Source organism: Stutzerimonas stutzeri (assembly GCF_018138085.1).
Classification (GTDB): Bacteria; Pseudomonadota; Gammaproteobacteria; order Pseudomonadales; family Pseudomonadaceae; genus Stutzerimonas; species Stutzerimonas stutzeri_AI.
Map to the genome: position 1 here is coordinate 321,370 of NZ_CP073105.1, position 14,780 is coordinate 336,149.

The following is a 14,780-nucleotide window of genomic DNA, read 5'->3' on the forward strand; positions in this document are numbered from 1 at the left end:
GCGCGGCTCAGCTCGGGGCGAGCGTCGGCGCGTGCAATGCTTGGAGATGCAGCCCGCTTTGCGAGCGATCGCGGACGGCCACCCACTCGGCCAGTGCCGGCACCGAGCGCGGCGGCGAGATCAGGTAGCCTTGGAACAGGTCGCAGCCGGCGCGCAGTAGCGCGGACTGCTTTTCCAGCGTGTCCACGCCTTCGGCATTGACCCGCTTGCCCTGGGCCTGGCAGAACGCGACGATCGCCCCGAGGCTCTCCTGCATGTCAGGGCGGGTCAGGCGCTCGATGATGGCCATGTCCAGCTTGATGGTGTCGGCCGGGTATTCGAGCAGCTGCTGGATCGAGGTGTAACCGACGCCGAAATCATCGATGGCCACGCGGAAACCGGCCATGCGAATGGCGCGCACCACCGCCATGGTGTGGTTGCTAAGCTCGGCGGCGTAGGTTTCGGTCAGCTCGATCTCGATGCGGCTGGAGCAGATGCCGTAATGCGCGGCGCGCTCGATCAGGTAATCGCAGAGGCGGTCATCGGTCAGCTGTGCCGAGGACACGTTGATCGCCAGGATCACCCCCTCGCCGAACAGCCTGACCAGTTCCGGATAGCCCGCCAGCGCATGGTCGATCACCCAGCTGTCGATTTTCGGAAACAGCCCCGCCCGCTCGGCGATGGGGATGAATTCGCCCGGCGATACCGTGCCCAGTAGCGGCGAATGCCAGCGCAGCAGCACCTCGCAACTGACGACCCGCCCCTCGCGATCCACCGCCGGCATGTAGACCAGGCGGAATTGCTGGTCGCCGTCGAGCTGGCGCAACTGGTCTTCGACCAGGCGGATGCGCTGGTTGCGCTGTTCCAGCTTGGCCGAGAAGGCCACCGCGACGTTCTTGCCCTCGGCTTTCGCCTGGTACATCGCCGTGTCGGCACGGGTCAGCAATTGGGTGATGGAGTCGGCATCGGCCGGGTACCACGCCGTGCCGATGCTGACGCTGACGGGGAAGAGACGATCGTCCAGCGCGAAGCCACCGCGGCATAGCGCGAGTATGGCGTCGGTCAGGCTCGGCAGGCTGTCACTGTCGGGGTCGGCCATCAGCAGGACGGCGAACTCGTCACCGGACAAGCGGGCAAACGCCGTTTCGGTGTTCGGATGGGCTCGATGATGGCGCTGGAGCACGCCCTGTACCCGTTTGGCGAAGATCTTCAGCAGCGCGTCGCCAGCATCGTGGCCGTGCTGGTCGTTGACCTGCTTGAAATTGTCCAGGTCGAGAAACAGCAGGGCCAGTTGTCGGCCGCTCTGCATGCACTGGTCGTACATGGTGCTGGCCTGCACGCTGAAGTGGGCGCGGTTGCTGATCAGGGTCAGGCTGTCGGTCCAGGAGATGTCCTGGATGCGTTGCAGTGCCGCCGTGTTGCGCTCGTGGAGCGTCTTCATGTTCAACGTCAACCGGCCGATCTCGCCGCCGTCGCTGGGTTCATCGAGAGCGTCGCGGCGGCACAGCAGCAGGTCGGTGAGCTGGCTGTCCAGCTGGCTGATCGGGTCGGTGACATAGCGACGAATCAGCAGCAGCAACAGGCCGATGGTGATCAGGCCGATCAGTGAGCCGCCAATGATGAACGCCAGGCTCAGGGTCCACAGCCGGTCGGCGATGTAATCTGGCGCTGGGGTCAGCCGCGCATGCAGCGAGCGCGACAGTTCGACCTCGGCCGACAACCCGCCAGGCGCGGGCGGCAGGTTCGGGGCGATTTCCACCGCCGCGCCGTATTCCTGTTCTAGACGCTGCTTGAGGCTGAGCAGGCGCTCCGGCCGTACGGCCAGCTGCAGGGCGAAGGCCGCCTCACGCTGGCTGGGCAGCGGGCGGCTGTTGGAGGCTGACAGAAGGAAATCGGTATTGAGCAACAGCGGCCCGCCGTCGGCGTCGGCCAGGTAGGTCATCTCGCCGGGATCCGTTGCACGCCTGGCGTCGAGGATTACCTGCTGCTGTCGGGTGTTGATGGTGGCGAATGGCGACAGGCTGCTTTCGAAATAGTAGGCCACGGCGCCATCGGGCTGGACGATGGCGAAGGAGACGAACGACAGCCGACTGGTCGAGAGCGAGCGGATGCTTTGCTGAATGCGCAGGCCGAGCGTCTCGTTGCGGTAGGCGGTGTTGGACTCACGGAGAAACAGCCGCAGTGCCTGGCTGTCGATGATCGAGTAGAGCACGCTGCGGCTGAACGCCTCGTAATCCATGTAGGCGGACTTCAAGGCTGACAGCTGCTGCGTCAGGCGTGCCTGTTCGAGGCCCAGCAACGAGGCTCGCTGGGTCAGGTAGGCGGTGGTCGCGGCGAGTAGCTGGATGATCAGAATGACCGGGAAGATCACCAGCAGGGCGCGTTTACCGAGCGTCATGGGCGTTTATCAGCGCACTGATGATGCGCCGCCGTGTCTGCGTCGCTTCCAGGGGGCGCGACTCGTAGACCTGGCTGCGTCCCAGTACCTCTTCAGGCGGGTAAATGCTCGGATCTTGCCGAATCGCCTCGGGCAACAACGCCTGAGCCGCGGCGTTGGGGGTGGCGACGGCAAGTTGCGCGGCGTTCAGCGCGGCGATCTCGGGGTCGCTGATGAAATTCAGGAAGCGATAGGCCAGCGCCTTGTTCGGCGTATTGGCCGGGATCGACAGGCAGTCGACCCAGAGCAGGGTGCCTTCGTCTGGGACCACATAGCGCCAGGGCTCTCCCTCGATGCCCTCGACCTCGTTGAGTACCAGCTGGTCGCCACTGTAGGCCAGGGCCATGTCAGCCTGGTCGATAAGGCGCGGGTCTCGCAGCGAGGTGATCGCGTATTCGTAGGTCAGTACCGTGCTCGACTGCCCCTGAAGCATGGCGAAGGCCGCCCTGAGTTCGTCATTGCTGGAGGTATTGATCGAATGCTGCTGGTAGATCAGCGGCGCGGCCAGGACGTCTTCGTGGTCTTCCATCATGATGATGTGCGGCGTCTGGCTCTCGGCCGGCTTCAGCAGTTCGGCCCAGGATCGCGGCGCGTGATCGAGGCGATCGATGCGGTAAGCGATACCCAGCGTCCCCCACAGATAGGGAATGCTGTAGGGGCCGCAACTGTCTCGCCAGCGCTTTGAGACGTGGCGCAGGTTCGGCAGCTTCTTATCCTCGATGGGGTCGAGCAGGGCGCGCTCGCCGAAGCGGCCGGAACTGATTCGCTCGGTCAGCGCCAGGTCTATCTGGTGCTCCGGCTTGGCGAGTACCTCGTCGCGTTTGTCACCACTGTCGAAATAGATCTGCTGGATGGTCACGGCCGTTTCGGCCTGCCAGCGCTCAATCACCGCCTCGCTCAGATATTCCTCCCAGTTCAGCAGGGTCAGGGTTTGTGCAGCGCGCACCGCCGGTGCGGGAACCAGCAAGCTGGCGGCGACCAGGACGGCACCGCAGAGGCGCCGCACCTGAGGCGAAGCCGGGATCATGTTGTTCATCGATTGCTCCATCCACTGTGTCCTTGCCTGGATCGACTCGCTGAGGCCGGCTAAGCGTGGCGATGCCGGACGCCCGACAGTTCAGCTCGACGGTTGTCGAGCAGTGCTGGCTGAGGACGGGCAAGTTGTCGGCGCGCCGTGGTGGCACTTTAATGACGTCAGACGAATGGCGGCAATGCTTTTTGATGGCTTTTTGCTTTCATCCGATCAGCGGGCGGAGACCGGCTGTTTCGTAGCAGGCGTTTGCGGGCGACGCGGGGCGTGCAGCCAGGACGCCAGCAGGCGCGTGGACAGTGGTATGAACAGGTAGGTCATCAGCGGGGTCAGGGCCAAGGTGCTGAGCAGTATGCGCGCCACCAGGCTGAGCTCGCCGAGCAGGTTGCCGAACAGCGCGTTGAACAGCAGCGAGACCGGAAAGAACGCCAGCCAGATCGCTACACTTTGCTTCCAGCGCGGCGGCGGTGGGCTGTCCGTACCGCCGAACCAGGCATCGATACCTCGGGCGCGGTGCTCATAGGGCTGGCCGAACAATTCACTGCCACGTTGCAGCCAGGCCCGGCGCGAAGCCGAATGCTCCCAAGTGTCGAGGGTCTGTTCGTCAGCGAAGCGGAAGACGATCTGGAATTCGTCGTCACCAGGCGGTGGGGCCAGCACGCCGGAGCCGAGGTAGCCGGGAAAATCCGCGGCCAGCTGTTCGCCTTCGTGTAGCCAGGCGAGTAGATCGTGGTAGCGGCCATCGCGCACGCGGCGGGCCACCATCAGGGTGACGGGTTCGGTAGACATGGTGTATCTCCAGCATCAGGCCGGCCACCCGGATAGGGCATTCGGCAAACGCAGCGCCGGGGTGATGGGCTGCGGCATAAGTCAGGCAAGGATCATGCCCTGGCCTTCAGCACGCGCCAGACCTTGTGAGGTCGGCACATCCGAAGGCGACGGCGCACTATACGGAGATTTTTTGCACTTGGAAGGGGCGTCCGCTGCAGAAATCGGGGCGACGGTGGCGCTTGGCAGCCGAGGCCGATTAACGCGTTCCGGTTGCGCCTTCCGGAAAGATATCCGTCGCCAAGCAAAGGCAGCTCCGTGCGTCTGATGCAGGATACGGCGCAGAACCGCAACGCCAGCTGCGCACTTTGTGACCGACGCGCTTGATACGATCACTACGCTCAGTCCTACTGGCGGCCATGGCGGGGCGAGACGTGTCCCGATGACGCCAATCGCCGCCTATATACGAGCGGAAAACTTCCAACCAAGGATGGTGGAAACAATGAGCGGTTACGTACCCAATATCCCCAGGACCAAGCGCGACGCCGAGCTGAAGGACGCCCAGCCCGTCGATATCCATGCCGAGCGCTGGGCTGAATACGAGAGACACGGCAGCCAACCGGCCACATCACCCGAGAAGATCAAGCTGGCCTTGCGTATCGGCGTGTTCTTCGATGGCACCCTCAATAACGCCACCAACGCCGCGCTCGGCCTGGCATGTGGCGCTCATCACCCGATAGCGGCCGAGGATCTGGATTCCAACTGCAAGCCCTATATGGCTGAGCCGGATAGCAGCTATGGGAATGATGTGACCAATGTGCGGAAGCTCATGAGCCTGCACGTCGATCAGACCGACGCCGAAGATGCAGGCCCGCAGAAACATGTTTCGCTGAGTGTTTATGTCGAAGGTATCGGTACGCAGAGCGGTGAGGAAGACAGCGCACTGGGTTATGCCATGGGCCGGGGGGCTACCGGCGTTCGCAACTGCGTTCAGCGGGCGTTTACCATGATCGGCGCGGCTATCGGCCGTGCCAGGGAGGCAAATCCTGGCGGTGACATTACTGCGCTGACCTTCGATGCCTTTGGTTTCAGCCGCGGTGCCGCAGCGGCAAGGCATTTCGCCAACGAAGTGGTCAAAGGCCGGCAGGGTCCGCTCGGTGCGGCTTTGCAAGGTAAAGCGCGCGCTTTCAGCAAGAATTTCATCGACCGCTACGGATATGACATCAACATCGGTTTTATCGGCCTGTTCGATACCGTCGCTTCGGTGGGCGGCTTGGCTAATCTGGGTAACGTCAGAAGCGCTACCGCACCGGGGTTGAACCTGTATCTGCCGAGCAAGTACTTCGCGAACGTGGTCCAGTTGGTGGCACGCGACGAGATACGTGCCAACTTTCCACTGAGCGAGGTCAGCCCGGATCATCCTGAAATCATCTTGCCGGGCGTGCACTCGGACATCGGCGGTGGCTACCTGGACGACGCCGAAGAGCGAGTGCTGGTCGCCCCGATGCAGGCGCTGGTGGTAGGTCAGCGCGTCGATGTGACGACAACCTCAATTTACCAGGACGCAGCCGACGCCAGGCAGAGGATGATCGCCGCGGGCTGGCCGGCGTCCATGCTGGAAATCGTCACCCCGGAGGCGCGGTTGCTGCCGGTAGATCCGCAGGATCGGTTGGCGCCGCGGCAAAAGCGCGTATATGCCGGTCTGCAACTCAAGCGTCGGGTCAGTGGCGCGTTATCGCGAGTTTATCTGCGCGTCATGCATGAGTTGGCAAGAAGACATGGCGTTAGATTTGACGATATTCCTGATGAACCGCAGTATCTTATTCCCGATGAACTGGCGGAACTATGCGACCGTTTCACTCGCGGCGACTATAGGCTGACCGATCGCGAAGAAGCTGTTCTAAAGCATCGTTATATACATTTTTCTGCACATTGGAATAATCCACTCGGAAAGAAAAGCTCTGGTGGGCTTAAGTTGATCTACTTCAATGCGCCTAATGCCGGAGGCGTGCGCCAATTCCATCCTCACGTAGCCGAATGGACTTTACTGTGATTAGAACTGTTCTTGCTCTGGTAGGGCTGTTGTCTCTATCGGGATGCCAGCCAATAGATCCACTATCAGGTGAACATGATCCAAAGGACCCATGGTGGAGTTTGGAATTCTTTGCGCCGCTTTACATGACCGGTTGGGTCGAGGCGAGCTGGGTCGAGGATATCCACGGCAAATTCTTCGATCATGGCACTGGTGGAATTATCGGTACTGGTAATCACGGCTATGACACTGAGCTGGCTAGAGGTTGGCCGAGGGGCAAGTCAGGGAGTATTCATGGAGTTGTCGGCGCGGACCTGCCCAAGCGAGTCTATGTCCGTTGGCAATCCATAGTGGAGCCGCAAACCTATCGGGTATGGATCGATATTCCCGAGGAAGCTCGTCAGCTCATGCATACCTCGACTCATCGGCGTTGCCCGGAAACACCAGACCAACCGGCCCTTTATTTAGCGGCTCTTCATCTGGGTTTGGCACCGGGCGGTATTGTGCAGGTATGGACCCGCGATGAATGCAACAGGCCGGTCAAGGTAGCCCGTGCGCAGGCGGAGATCGAGCCGCTCGGGCCTTCGCAAGGGAAGACTGAAGGGCGCTACGCTTACAAGATCAACGAAAAAACCAAGCGCTATATCGACAAGTACGGCATTCCATATGGAAGTTGGTAGAAGTATAGAAGCAAATATGCAGATAAGTACGTCCCGCTTATTTGCGCGGTATAACGAGCCGGCTTGGGCTGGGCACTGTTTTATCAATAGAAGCCAGATACAGCCGTCGCTGTAAATTCAAATATCGATAACTACCAGGTGAGGGAACACCGAATGCAAGACAACCGAAGACCCGTTACATCTCGATCTCAGCGTTGGGCAATGAACCTTGCCACGTATTTGATCAACCAAGGCATCTCCCCTAATCAAATTTCAGTTGCGAGTATCGGATTCGCGGCCGCGGCGGCTGCAAGTCTGCTGACGTCTACCGGTGCCCTCGCTTCTCTTGTGGCTATCGTGTTCATCCAGCTCAGGCTGGTATGCAACCTGCTCGACGGGATGGTGGCCATCGAAGGCGGCAAGCACTCGGCCTTGGGCAGCCTGTACAACGAGTTTCCGGATCGCATCGCGGACAGCCTGCTGATCGTCACGCTTGGTTATGCGGTCGCCGAACCCTCGCTTGGCTGGTTTGCCGCGCTTGCCGCCGCTTTGACGGCCTACGTGCGGGTATTTGGCGGATCGCTTGGGCTCAAGCAAACCTTCGCCGGTCCCATGGCCAAGCAGCATCGCATGGCGGTCATGACGGCTGGCCTGGCGCTGAATATCCCAGAGTTCCTTTTGTTCTCCACGCACCATGGCCTGTTTGCAGCGCTGATCATCATCGCGGCTGGTTCCGTCGTGACCTGTATCACCCGCACCCGAACAGTTGCCGGTCAGTTGAAGGAAGCGACGTGATGTGGATTTCCACCCTGTTGATCTCGATTCTGCGACTACTGCTGGGTGCCAGCGCTCGCTTCGAAAGCACGCCAGACCTGTCCGGTCAGCGCATCTATTTCGCCAATCACGCCAGCCATATCGACACGCTGGCAATCATGGCAGCCCTGCCCAAGGAAGCGAGGCTCAACACCAAGCCCCTTGCGGCAGCCGATTACTGGGGCAAGAACAGGTTCCTGCGATACATCGCAACGCGCGGGCTCAACTCCGTGCTTATCGATCGCCAACCGAAGGACGGCGAAGATCCTCTGGAGCCAGTGCGTCAGGCCATGGCACAGGGTTGTTCGGTGATCATCTTTCCGGAAGGGACACGCAGGTTCCAGGCGCTTCCTGGCGAGTTCAAATCCGGACTTTACCGGCTCCACAAGGCGTTTCCGCAAGCGCGCCTGGTCCCCATCTATCTGGACAACCTTTACCGCTCGATGCCGAAAGGCAAGCACGTGCCCCTGCCGATCATCTGCACCATTCGGATCGGCGATCCGCTTGCGGTTGTAGAGAACGAAGAGATCGGCGATTTCCTGAACAGAGCCCGCGAAGCGGTGGTGAGGCTAGCCCAATGATCGAGAACAAGTTTTATGTGCTGATGGCCGGGGTCATTTCCCTGTTGGCAGTGGCCACCGTCACGGGGCTGATTCTGAAGCGCTTCGCCAAGTCGGAAGGCTCGATTGCAACGGTCGACAATCTGAATCTACGAATCAACGCCTGGTGGTCGATGATCGCGATCTTCGTCGCTTCGTACCTGCTGGGCAGCACGGCGACGGTCGTGCTGTTCGCGTTCATATCGCTGTTCGCGTTGCGAGAGTTCATCACGTTGACGCCGACCCGTCTGGGCGATCACAACGCCTTGTTCGCAGCCTTCTTTATCCTCATTCCTTTGCAGTACGTGTTCATCGGTATTCACTGGTATTCGATGGTCACGCTGCTGATTCCGGTTTATGCCTTCCTGTTCCTGCCTTCGATTGCCGTGCTGTCGCAGGAAACCGATGGCTTTCTCGAGCGCGCGGCCAAGATTCAATGGGGCGTCATGATCACGGTGTACTGCATCAGCCACGCACCGGCGCTGCTCATTCTCGATCTCGAAGGCTTTGAAGGGCAGAACGCCCTGCTGCTGTTCTACCTGATGTTCGTCGTTCAGATCAGCGATGTGCTGCAGTACGTGTTCGGGAAACTGTTCGGAAAAACCAAGGTTGCGCCTATCGTCAGCCCCTCCAAGACGATAGAAGGGCTGGTCGGCGGCGGCTTGGCGGCAATGCTGGCGGGCGGCGGCATGTATTGGCTCACACCGTTCAGCTTCTACCAGTCGATGGCCATGTCCTTCGTGATCGTGGTGATGGGTTTTCTGGGCGGCCTGACGCTCTCGGCGATCAAGCGCAGCCTGCAAGCCAAGGACTGGGGCACCATGATCAAAGGCCACGGCGGCATGCTAGATCGGATGGACTCGGTGTGTTTCGCCGCGCCGGTATTCTTCCATCTCACCCGTTATTTCTTCTCGGCTTGATCGCTGCCACGCTGATAAATCCGTGCCTCGACAGGACGGCTAACGGTCACCTGACGCAGGTGACCAGTGCCTTGTCGATGTCACGCAGTTATCGAACTCGTCCTTAACAGGTCCGCCGGGCGACCACCGTCGCCTTTGGAGCAGGCCGATCAACCCTCCACGGAACGCCTTCTGGCGGGTGTCCTTGTGCGTGCCGGCGTTCTGGCGTCGGTCAGGTGATTAGCTTCATCGGGAAATAGGCAGCGTGATCGCTTGTTTATTGCGGAAAGCTATTTTCGAGTATCCCCAACATCAACACTTTAGTCCAAGCGTTGTTATTAACTTGCTTGGTGGTTAGCATGTCTTAAGAGTTGTTACAAGGCGAGCATTGAGACTAATAGTTCAGCGGGTAGTTTATGGCCGCAAAACAAAAAAGGCGCCTACGGCGCCTTGAATTGAAGCGTTACATTCAGACCGTACCGAGTCCGGTACGATCGCTACCATCTTCCGCGAGCAGTTGTCCGAGCGGAGTACGTTCGAAACCATCGTCCGCCACTTGATCCGCTTGGGGCGTCAGATCGAATCCGTCTTCAGCGACCTGGTCTGCTTGCGGCGTGAAGTCGAAGCCGTCTTCTGCAATCTGCCCACAGATCGGGGTGAGATCGAAGCCGTCTTCAGCAAGTTGTTCACCCAGTGGTGTGCGATCGAAGCTGCTTTCCGAAAGGGTGCGATCGCCGGATATCGGTGCCTGCACGGTCGAGGCGCCCTGCGCTTCGCCCACGATGGGTTGCGGATGGCTTGGCGGTATCGCGAAGGCTGTCGATGCGACGCCGGCCAGAATTACGCTTGCAATGAGCTTTTTCATGAGGATGTCCTCGGTAGTAGTTGGGTACGGGACCTATGCTACGGACGAAGACGAATTGGACAAACGCGAGCGTATCAATAGTACAAATCGACGGCTGTGATATTCGTTGGCGGCGGGGCTATTGATTAAATCAGCCAATAATTTAATTCAATTAAATCGATAGTTGTTAGCAGCTTGCCCTGTTGTTAGTTGCCGCGGCTGGGTTGGCGGTTGCGATCGCCGCCATGCCGACTGGACCGTCAGGGCAAGGCTTTCTCGGCGTAGGTGCGCGTTGCCAAGCCGAGCTGGGCGCGGAAGCTTTCCATGTCGAACATGGTGCAAATCTCGCGAATCTGCTGGCCAGGCGTCAGGGTCCAGAACGCCATCGCGGAAATGCTCAGCACCTTGTCGCTGGGCGGGTAGCCGAACGCGGGTGTTTCGATGGTCCCGATCAGGGTGCTCCAGGTCACCACCTTGTCGCCCTCGGCAATGCACTCTTCGACGACCACTTCGAGATCGGGCATGGCGCTCCGAATCTCGGCGACCATCGCGGCAAACGCGGGGCTGGCCATCGGGTGGCCGACGAAGGAGCTCTTGTAGAGAAAATCCTTGCTGTGCAACTGCTCGGCAAGCGCCAGGTGCCCACGGTTCCAGGTCAGTTCGATGTGTTGGCGGACCAGGCGTTTGTTGTCGTCCAGTGACATCTTTCTTATCCGGTAGAAGGGCGGAGCTGCAACTGTAGCAGCCGGTACCAGGAGCCGGCATCCATCGGCAGAGCGTGTTGTCCTGTCAGTCGAGCGGCAGGCAAAGTCGGAACGCCGCGCCGCCGAGCTCGGAGTCATCCAGCCTGAGCTCGCCGTCGTAACTGTCGATGATGTCCTTTACCACCGCCAGGCCGATGCCCTGACCTGGGTGCTGGGCGTCCAGTCGTTCTCCGCGGCGCAGAATGCGCGCGCGCTGGTCGACCGGGACGCCGGGCCCATCGTCTTCGATGCTCAGCATCAGATGGTCGGGATGCTGCTTTAGGCTGATGCGCACCTGGTGGAGGCAAAGCCGGTAGGCATTTTCCAGCAGATTACCGAGCAGCTCCATCAGCGCACCCTGCTCCAGCGGCAGGGTGGCCTTTGCTGGGATCTGCAGCTCGACCTGCACGCGTTTGTCCTGGTAGACCTTGTCCAGCGTGCTGCACAGGCGAACCAGCAACGGTTGCAGCGCAACCCGGTGGCGCACCAGGCCGCTCTGGCCGAGGCTCGCACGTTGCAGTTGATAGCCGATCTGCTGGCTCATGCGCTCGATCTGGGCGCGCATGACGCGGGACTGCTCGCGGTTGTCCGGCTGGGTACTGATCACTTCGCCGACGCTTTGTAGAACGGTCAGCGGCGTTTTCAGGCTGTGGGCCAGATCGCCGAGGGAATTGCGGTACTGCTCGCGCTGGCGGCGTTCACCATCGAGCAACCGGTTCAGCGAGCGAGTCAGGCGCAGGAGCTCACGTGGATGCTGGTCGCTGAGTCGATCCAGCCGGCCCGCCTCCACCTGATCGAGCTCATGGCTGAGGCGTTTCAGCGAGCGGAAGCCCCAGGTCAGGCCCAGCCAGAGCAGCGTCAGCAATACCAGCAGACCGCCGCCGAGCCAGAGGTAGAGCTGGCGACGAAATTCTTCGAACAGGCTGCGATATTCGCTGGTGGGTTGCATGGTGACGAAGCTGAACGCCTGGCGTTCGTCATCGGTCAGGCGCAGCTCGACGTCGTAGACGAAGTACTCGACACCGTCGGCGTCGCGGACCCGCCTGAATTCGGTGATGTGGTCGTTCAGGCGCGGTTGGTAGTCGATGCTTTCGTCCTCGGCCGAACGTGACTGCCAGAGTCTCTTGCCTTGCGGATCGTAGATATAGCCCAGCAGCTTGGCATCGGGCAGATCGAACTCTTCATCGGGCAGCCGATCCGGCATGATCAGCCGGCCGCCTTCGATGCGTGACGCGGTGATCAGGGTGTTGGCGTCGGCCGCCAGGCGCTCCTCAATGATACGCTCGAAGGCGAGGCTGAACGCGGCCTGTATCACCGGAAGCAGGGCGAGCATGAACAGGACGGCGAGGCCGGTTGCCCCCAACATCAGCCGCAGGCGCAGCGACATACTGCCGTTACGTGCGGCTCTTGCCAGCACCAGGCAACGGCCCCAGCGACGACTCATCGGCAGCGCTCGGTGAACAGATAGCCCAGGCCACGAACGGTATCGATGGGCTTCAGCCCGCCGTGGGCATCCAGTTTGCGCCGCAACCGGCCGACCAGCACTTCGATGACGTTGGCGTCACGCTCGTTGTCGTCCGGGTAGAGCTGCTCCATCAGGCGTTCCTTGGCGACCACCTGCTGCTGGTGACGCATCAGGTATTCGAGTATGCGGTACTCGAAGGCGGTCAGCGGCAGGGGCTCGTCATTGACCATTGCCTGCTTGCGGTTGAGGTCGAGCTTCAACGGGCCGGCCTCGATGCTCGCCTGGGTAAAGCCGGACGAGCGTCGCAGCAGCGCGTTGAGCCGCGCCTCCAGTTCCTCGAACTGGAAGGGTTTGACCACGTAGTCGTCGGCGCCGGCGGCCAGGCCTTCGACCTTGTCCTGCCAGTTACCGCGCGCGGTGAGGATGAGGATGGGAAAGCGCTCGCCATTGCTGCGTAGCTGGCGGATCAGGTCCAGGCCGGAGATGCCCGGCAGGCCGAGATCAATCACCGCGAGGTCATGATTGAACTCGCGGGTCTGGTATAGCGCTTCTTCGGCATCGGCGACCGCGTCGACCACGTGCCCGCTTTCGCTCAGGCGAGTCAGTAGGTGGTGGCGCAGCAGCGCCTCGTCTTCCACCACCAGCACTTTCATGGGCGGCTCCTGTCATGCAGACGGCCGGGACAATCCCCGGCCGTGTTCCTGTCGATGCAAGCGTGCAGCTTAGAACTTGTAGTTCACGCCGAGGTAGGCCTGCTTGGTGCTATGCAGGTCGATCGAACCGATCTTGCCGACACCGCGCTCGGAGACTTCGGTACCGGCATTGCTGCGCAGGTAACGGTAACCGGCTTCGATCGATGTGTTATTGCCGACGTCTTGCAGGACACCGGCCTGCAGACCCACCAGGTAACCGATGTCGCTGTCGCGGCTGTAGCCGCTGGACTCGTTTTCGAGCTTGGTCAGCCCGGCGCTGGCACCGCCGAACAGGCGGGTGGTTTCACCGATCGGCAGGAACATGTCGTAGCTGCCGATCAGGTTCTGCTGACGCAGCTTGAGCGAGCTGCCGTAGTCGTCGGATACGTTTTCGTAGGTGGCATAGTAGCGCGCCTCGTCAGTCATCTGACCGGCACGGATGCCCCAGGTGCCGCTGTTCTTGAAGGTGTCATCGAAGCGGTTCGCGCCCGGCATGTTCTGCTTCAGGCTGCTGGAGCGATCCATGTTGACGGTGCTCTTGCCCCAGGTGAGGCCGGCGAAATTGTCGGCGGCTTGGGCGCCGAGGGTGAAAACGCTCAGGGTGGTGGCGATGGCCAGGGTGTGCAGCTTGTTCATGTGTCGCTCCTTTGCAGGCGTGGAAAATTTACGTCTCCATCCTGCCTGCGGGGCGCTGAACGGCTCCTGAACCCTGGCTGAACCTGAGCTGAACGATGGCGCAGCCGGTGCAAGCTGGCTGCGCCATCGATCCGCTAGCGCCCGCGACGCCCGAACAAGGCGACCAACGCCGCCGCGCCCACGGCCACCGCAGCGGTGGTCGCGAGCGGATGCTGCGTGGCACGGGTGTACAGGCTGCGCGTCAGCACCATGCCGGGATAGCTGCCGCTGGCGCTGCCGTCACCTGCGCTGCCGACGTCGCTGGCATGGAGCGCGCCGCGGGGGTGTCGATCCGGGCGGCCGCTCTTGATGGTGTCGTAGACGAAGGTGCGGTTGATCCAGTCGGCTAGGTGCGGCGCGTTCTGCGCGAGCCGCGAAAGCAGCTTGGCATTGCCGATGTAGACGTCGCGCTGCGGGTGCTCGGCAGCATGGAGGATCGCGCGGGCGACGACTTCGGGTGCGTAGACGGGCGGCGGAAATACCGGCGCGCTGGGCAGGTAGTTCTTGGAGTGGTCCATGAACTGCGTGTCGGTCGAGGAGGGACGCACGAGCGTGACCGACACCGGCGTGCGCGACTTCTGCAGCTCCACCCGCAGCACGTCGGTCATGGCCTTGATCGCATGCTTGCTGGCGCTGTAGCTGCTGTGGAAGGGCAGCGCATTGGCCGACTCGACACTGCCGATGTTGATCAGCGCACCGCCCTTGTCGCGCAGGTGTTTGACGGCGATGGAGGAGCCGTAGTGCGTGCCCCAGAAGTTGGTCTGCATCACCTGTTGGTGATCTTCGTCGCTGACCTCGTCGAAGCGCCCCCAGACCGAACTGCCGGCGTTGTTGATCCAGGTGTCGAAGCCACCGAAGCGGGCGATCGTCTCGCTGGCGACCCGTTCCAGCTGCGCGCGCTCGCCGACGTCAGCCATGACGTGAAGCACGCGGCTACCGGCATTCAGGTCGCGCTCGATGTCGAGCAGGGCTTCTTCGTTGCGCGCCACCAGCACCACGCGGGCACCCCTTTCGATGGCGAGGCGGGCAGTCGCCAGGCCGATGCCGCTGGAAGCGCCGGTGATGACGATGACCTGCTCGTGCAAGGGTTTAAGAGAAATGCGCATCGGATCTCCTCGGTAGCGGCAACTGTGGGTTGGCTCGGT

Annotated in this window: 14 protein-coding genes; 5 read left to right on the forward strand and 9 right to left on the reverse strand. The window is 61.3% G+C overall.

Going from position 1 to position 14,780, the window contains the following annotated elements; genetic code table 11:
* Positions 1–7 precede the first annotated feature (7 nt).
* The 3 genes from KCX70_RS01575 to KCX70_RS01585 form a co-directional block, all read right to left on the reverse strand.
* The gene (locus KCX70_RS01575) at positions 8–2,377 is read right to left on the reverse strand and encodes a putative bifunctional diguanylate cyclase/phosphodiesterase (protein WP_212619076.1); all 2,370 of its coding nucleotides are present in this window, start codon (positions 2,375–2,377) and stop codon (positions 8–10) included.
* Entirely contained in the window at positions 2,364–3,443 is a 1,080-nt protein-coding gene (locus tag KCX70_RS01580) for an ABC transporter substrate-binding protein (RefSeq protein ID WP_212620269.1), read from the reverse strand. Before KCX70_RS01580 ends, KCX70_RS01575 begins: the two co-directional genes overlap by 14 nt.
* A gap of 216 nt (positions 3,444–3,659) precedes the next feature.
* Positions 3,660–4,235, reverse strand: coding sequence for an antibiotic biosynthesis monooxygenase (locus tag KCX70_RS01585; RefSeq protein ID WP_212619077.1), 576 nt, complete (start codon positions 4,233–4,235; stop codon positions 3,660–3,662).
* Positions 4,236–4,716: 481 nt separating this feature from the next.
* Here KCX70_RS01585 and KCX70_RS01590 point away from each other — a divergent pair, with 481 nt between their 5' ends.
* The 5 genes from KCX70_RS01590 (at position 4,717) to KCX70_RS01610 (ending at position 9,237) form a co-directional block, all read left to right on the forward strand.
* The gene (locus KCX70_RS01590) at positions 4,717–6,267 is read left to right on the forward strand and encodes a T6SS phospholipase effector Tle1-like catalytic domain-containing protein (RefSeq protein WP_212619078.1); all 1,551 of its coding nucleotides are present in this window, start codon (positions 4,717–4,719) and stop codon (positions 6,265–6,267) included.
* Positions 6,267–6,926, forward strand: a complete 660-nt coding sequence (locus tag KCX70_RS01595) for a DUF2931 family protein (protein ID WP_212620270.1) — start codon at positions 6,267–6,269, stop codon at positions 6,924–6,926. Before KCX70_RS01590 ends, KCX70_RS01595 begins: the two co-directional genes overlap by 1 nt.
* 153 nt (positions 6,927–7,079) lie before the next feature.
* The gene (locus KCX70_RS01600) at positions 7,080–7,700 is read left to right on the forward strand and encodes a CDP-alcohol phosphatidyltransferase family protein (RefSeq protein WP_212619079.1); all 621 of its coding nucleotides are present in this window, start codon (positions 7,080–7,082) and stop codon (positions 7,698–7,700) included.
* Positions 7,700–8,299 (forward strand): lysophospholipid acyltransferase family protein, encoded by a 600-nt coding sequence (locus KCX70_RS01605; RefSeq protein WP_212619080.1) that lies wholly within the window; start codon positions 7,700–7,702, stop codon positions 8,297–8,299. Before KCX70_RS01600 ends, KCX70_RS01605 begins: the two co-directional genes overlap by 1 nt.
* Positions 8,296–9,237, forward strand: a complete 942-nt coding sequence (locus tag KCX70_RS01610; RefSeq protein ID WP_212619081.1) for a phosphatidate cytidylyltransferase — start codon at positions 8,296–8,298, stop codon at positions 9,235–9,237. Before KCX70_RS01605 ends, KCX70_RS01610 begins: the two co-directional genes overlap by 4 nt.
* A gap of 448 nt (positions 9,238–9,685) precedes the next feature.
* On the opposite strand, the gene KCX70_RS01615 is transcribed toward KCX70_RS01610, so the two are convergent.
* From KCX70_RS01615 to KCX70_RS01640, 6 genes are all read right to left on the reverse strand, one after another.
* Entirely contained in the window at positions 9,686–10,081 is a 396-nt protein-coding gene (locus KCX70_RS01615; RefSeq protein ID WP_212619082.1) for a hypothetical protein, read from the reverse strand.
* A gap of 239 nt (positions 10,082–10,320) precedes the next feature.
* Positions 10,321–10,764 carry a ketosteroid isomerase-related protein gene (locus KCX70_RS01620; protein ID WP_021207264.1) on the reverse strand — a complete coding sequence of 148 codons (444 nt, stop codon included), beginning with the start codon at positions 10,762–10,764 and terminating at the stop codon, positions 10,321–10,323.
* A gap of 85 nt (positions 10,765–10,849) precedes the next feature.
* Positions 10,850–12,247 (reverse strand): ATP-binding protein, encoded by a 1,398-nt coding sequence (locus KCX70_RS01625; RefSeq protein WP_212619083.1) that lies wholly within the window; start codon positions 12,245–12,247, stop codon positions 10,850–10,852.
* On the reverse strand, positions 12,244–12,921 hold the full coding sequence (locus KCX70_RS01630; RefSeq protein ID WP_212619084.1) for a response regulator: 678 nt from the start codon (positions 12,919–12,921) through the stop codon (positions 12,244–12,246). The genes KCX70_RS01625 and KCX70_RS01630 overlap by 4 nt, the downstream gene beginning before the upstream one ends.
* A 69-nt stretch (positions 12,922–12,990) precedes the next feature.
* Entirely contained in the window at positions 12,991–13,596 is a 606-nt protein-coding gene (locus KCX70_RS01635; RefSeq protein WP_212619085.1) for an outer membrane protein, read from the reverse strand.
* A gap of 134 nt (positions 13,597–13,730) precedes the next feature.
* Positions 13,731–14,741 carry an SDR family oxidoreductase gene (locus KCX70_RS01640; RefSeq protein ID WP_212619086.1) on the reverse strand — a complete coding sequence of 337 codons (1,011 nt, stop codon included), beginning with the start codon at positions 14,739–14,741 and terminating at the stop codon, positions 13,731–13,733.
* Positions 14,742–14,780: the final 39 nt, after the last annotated feature.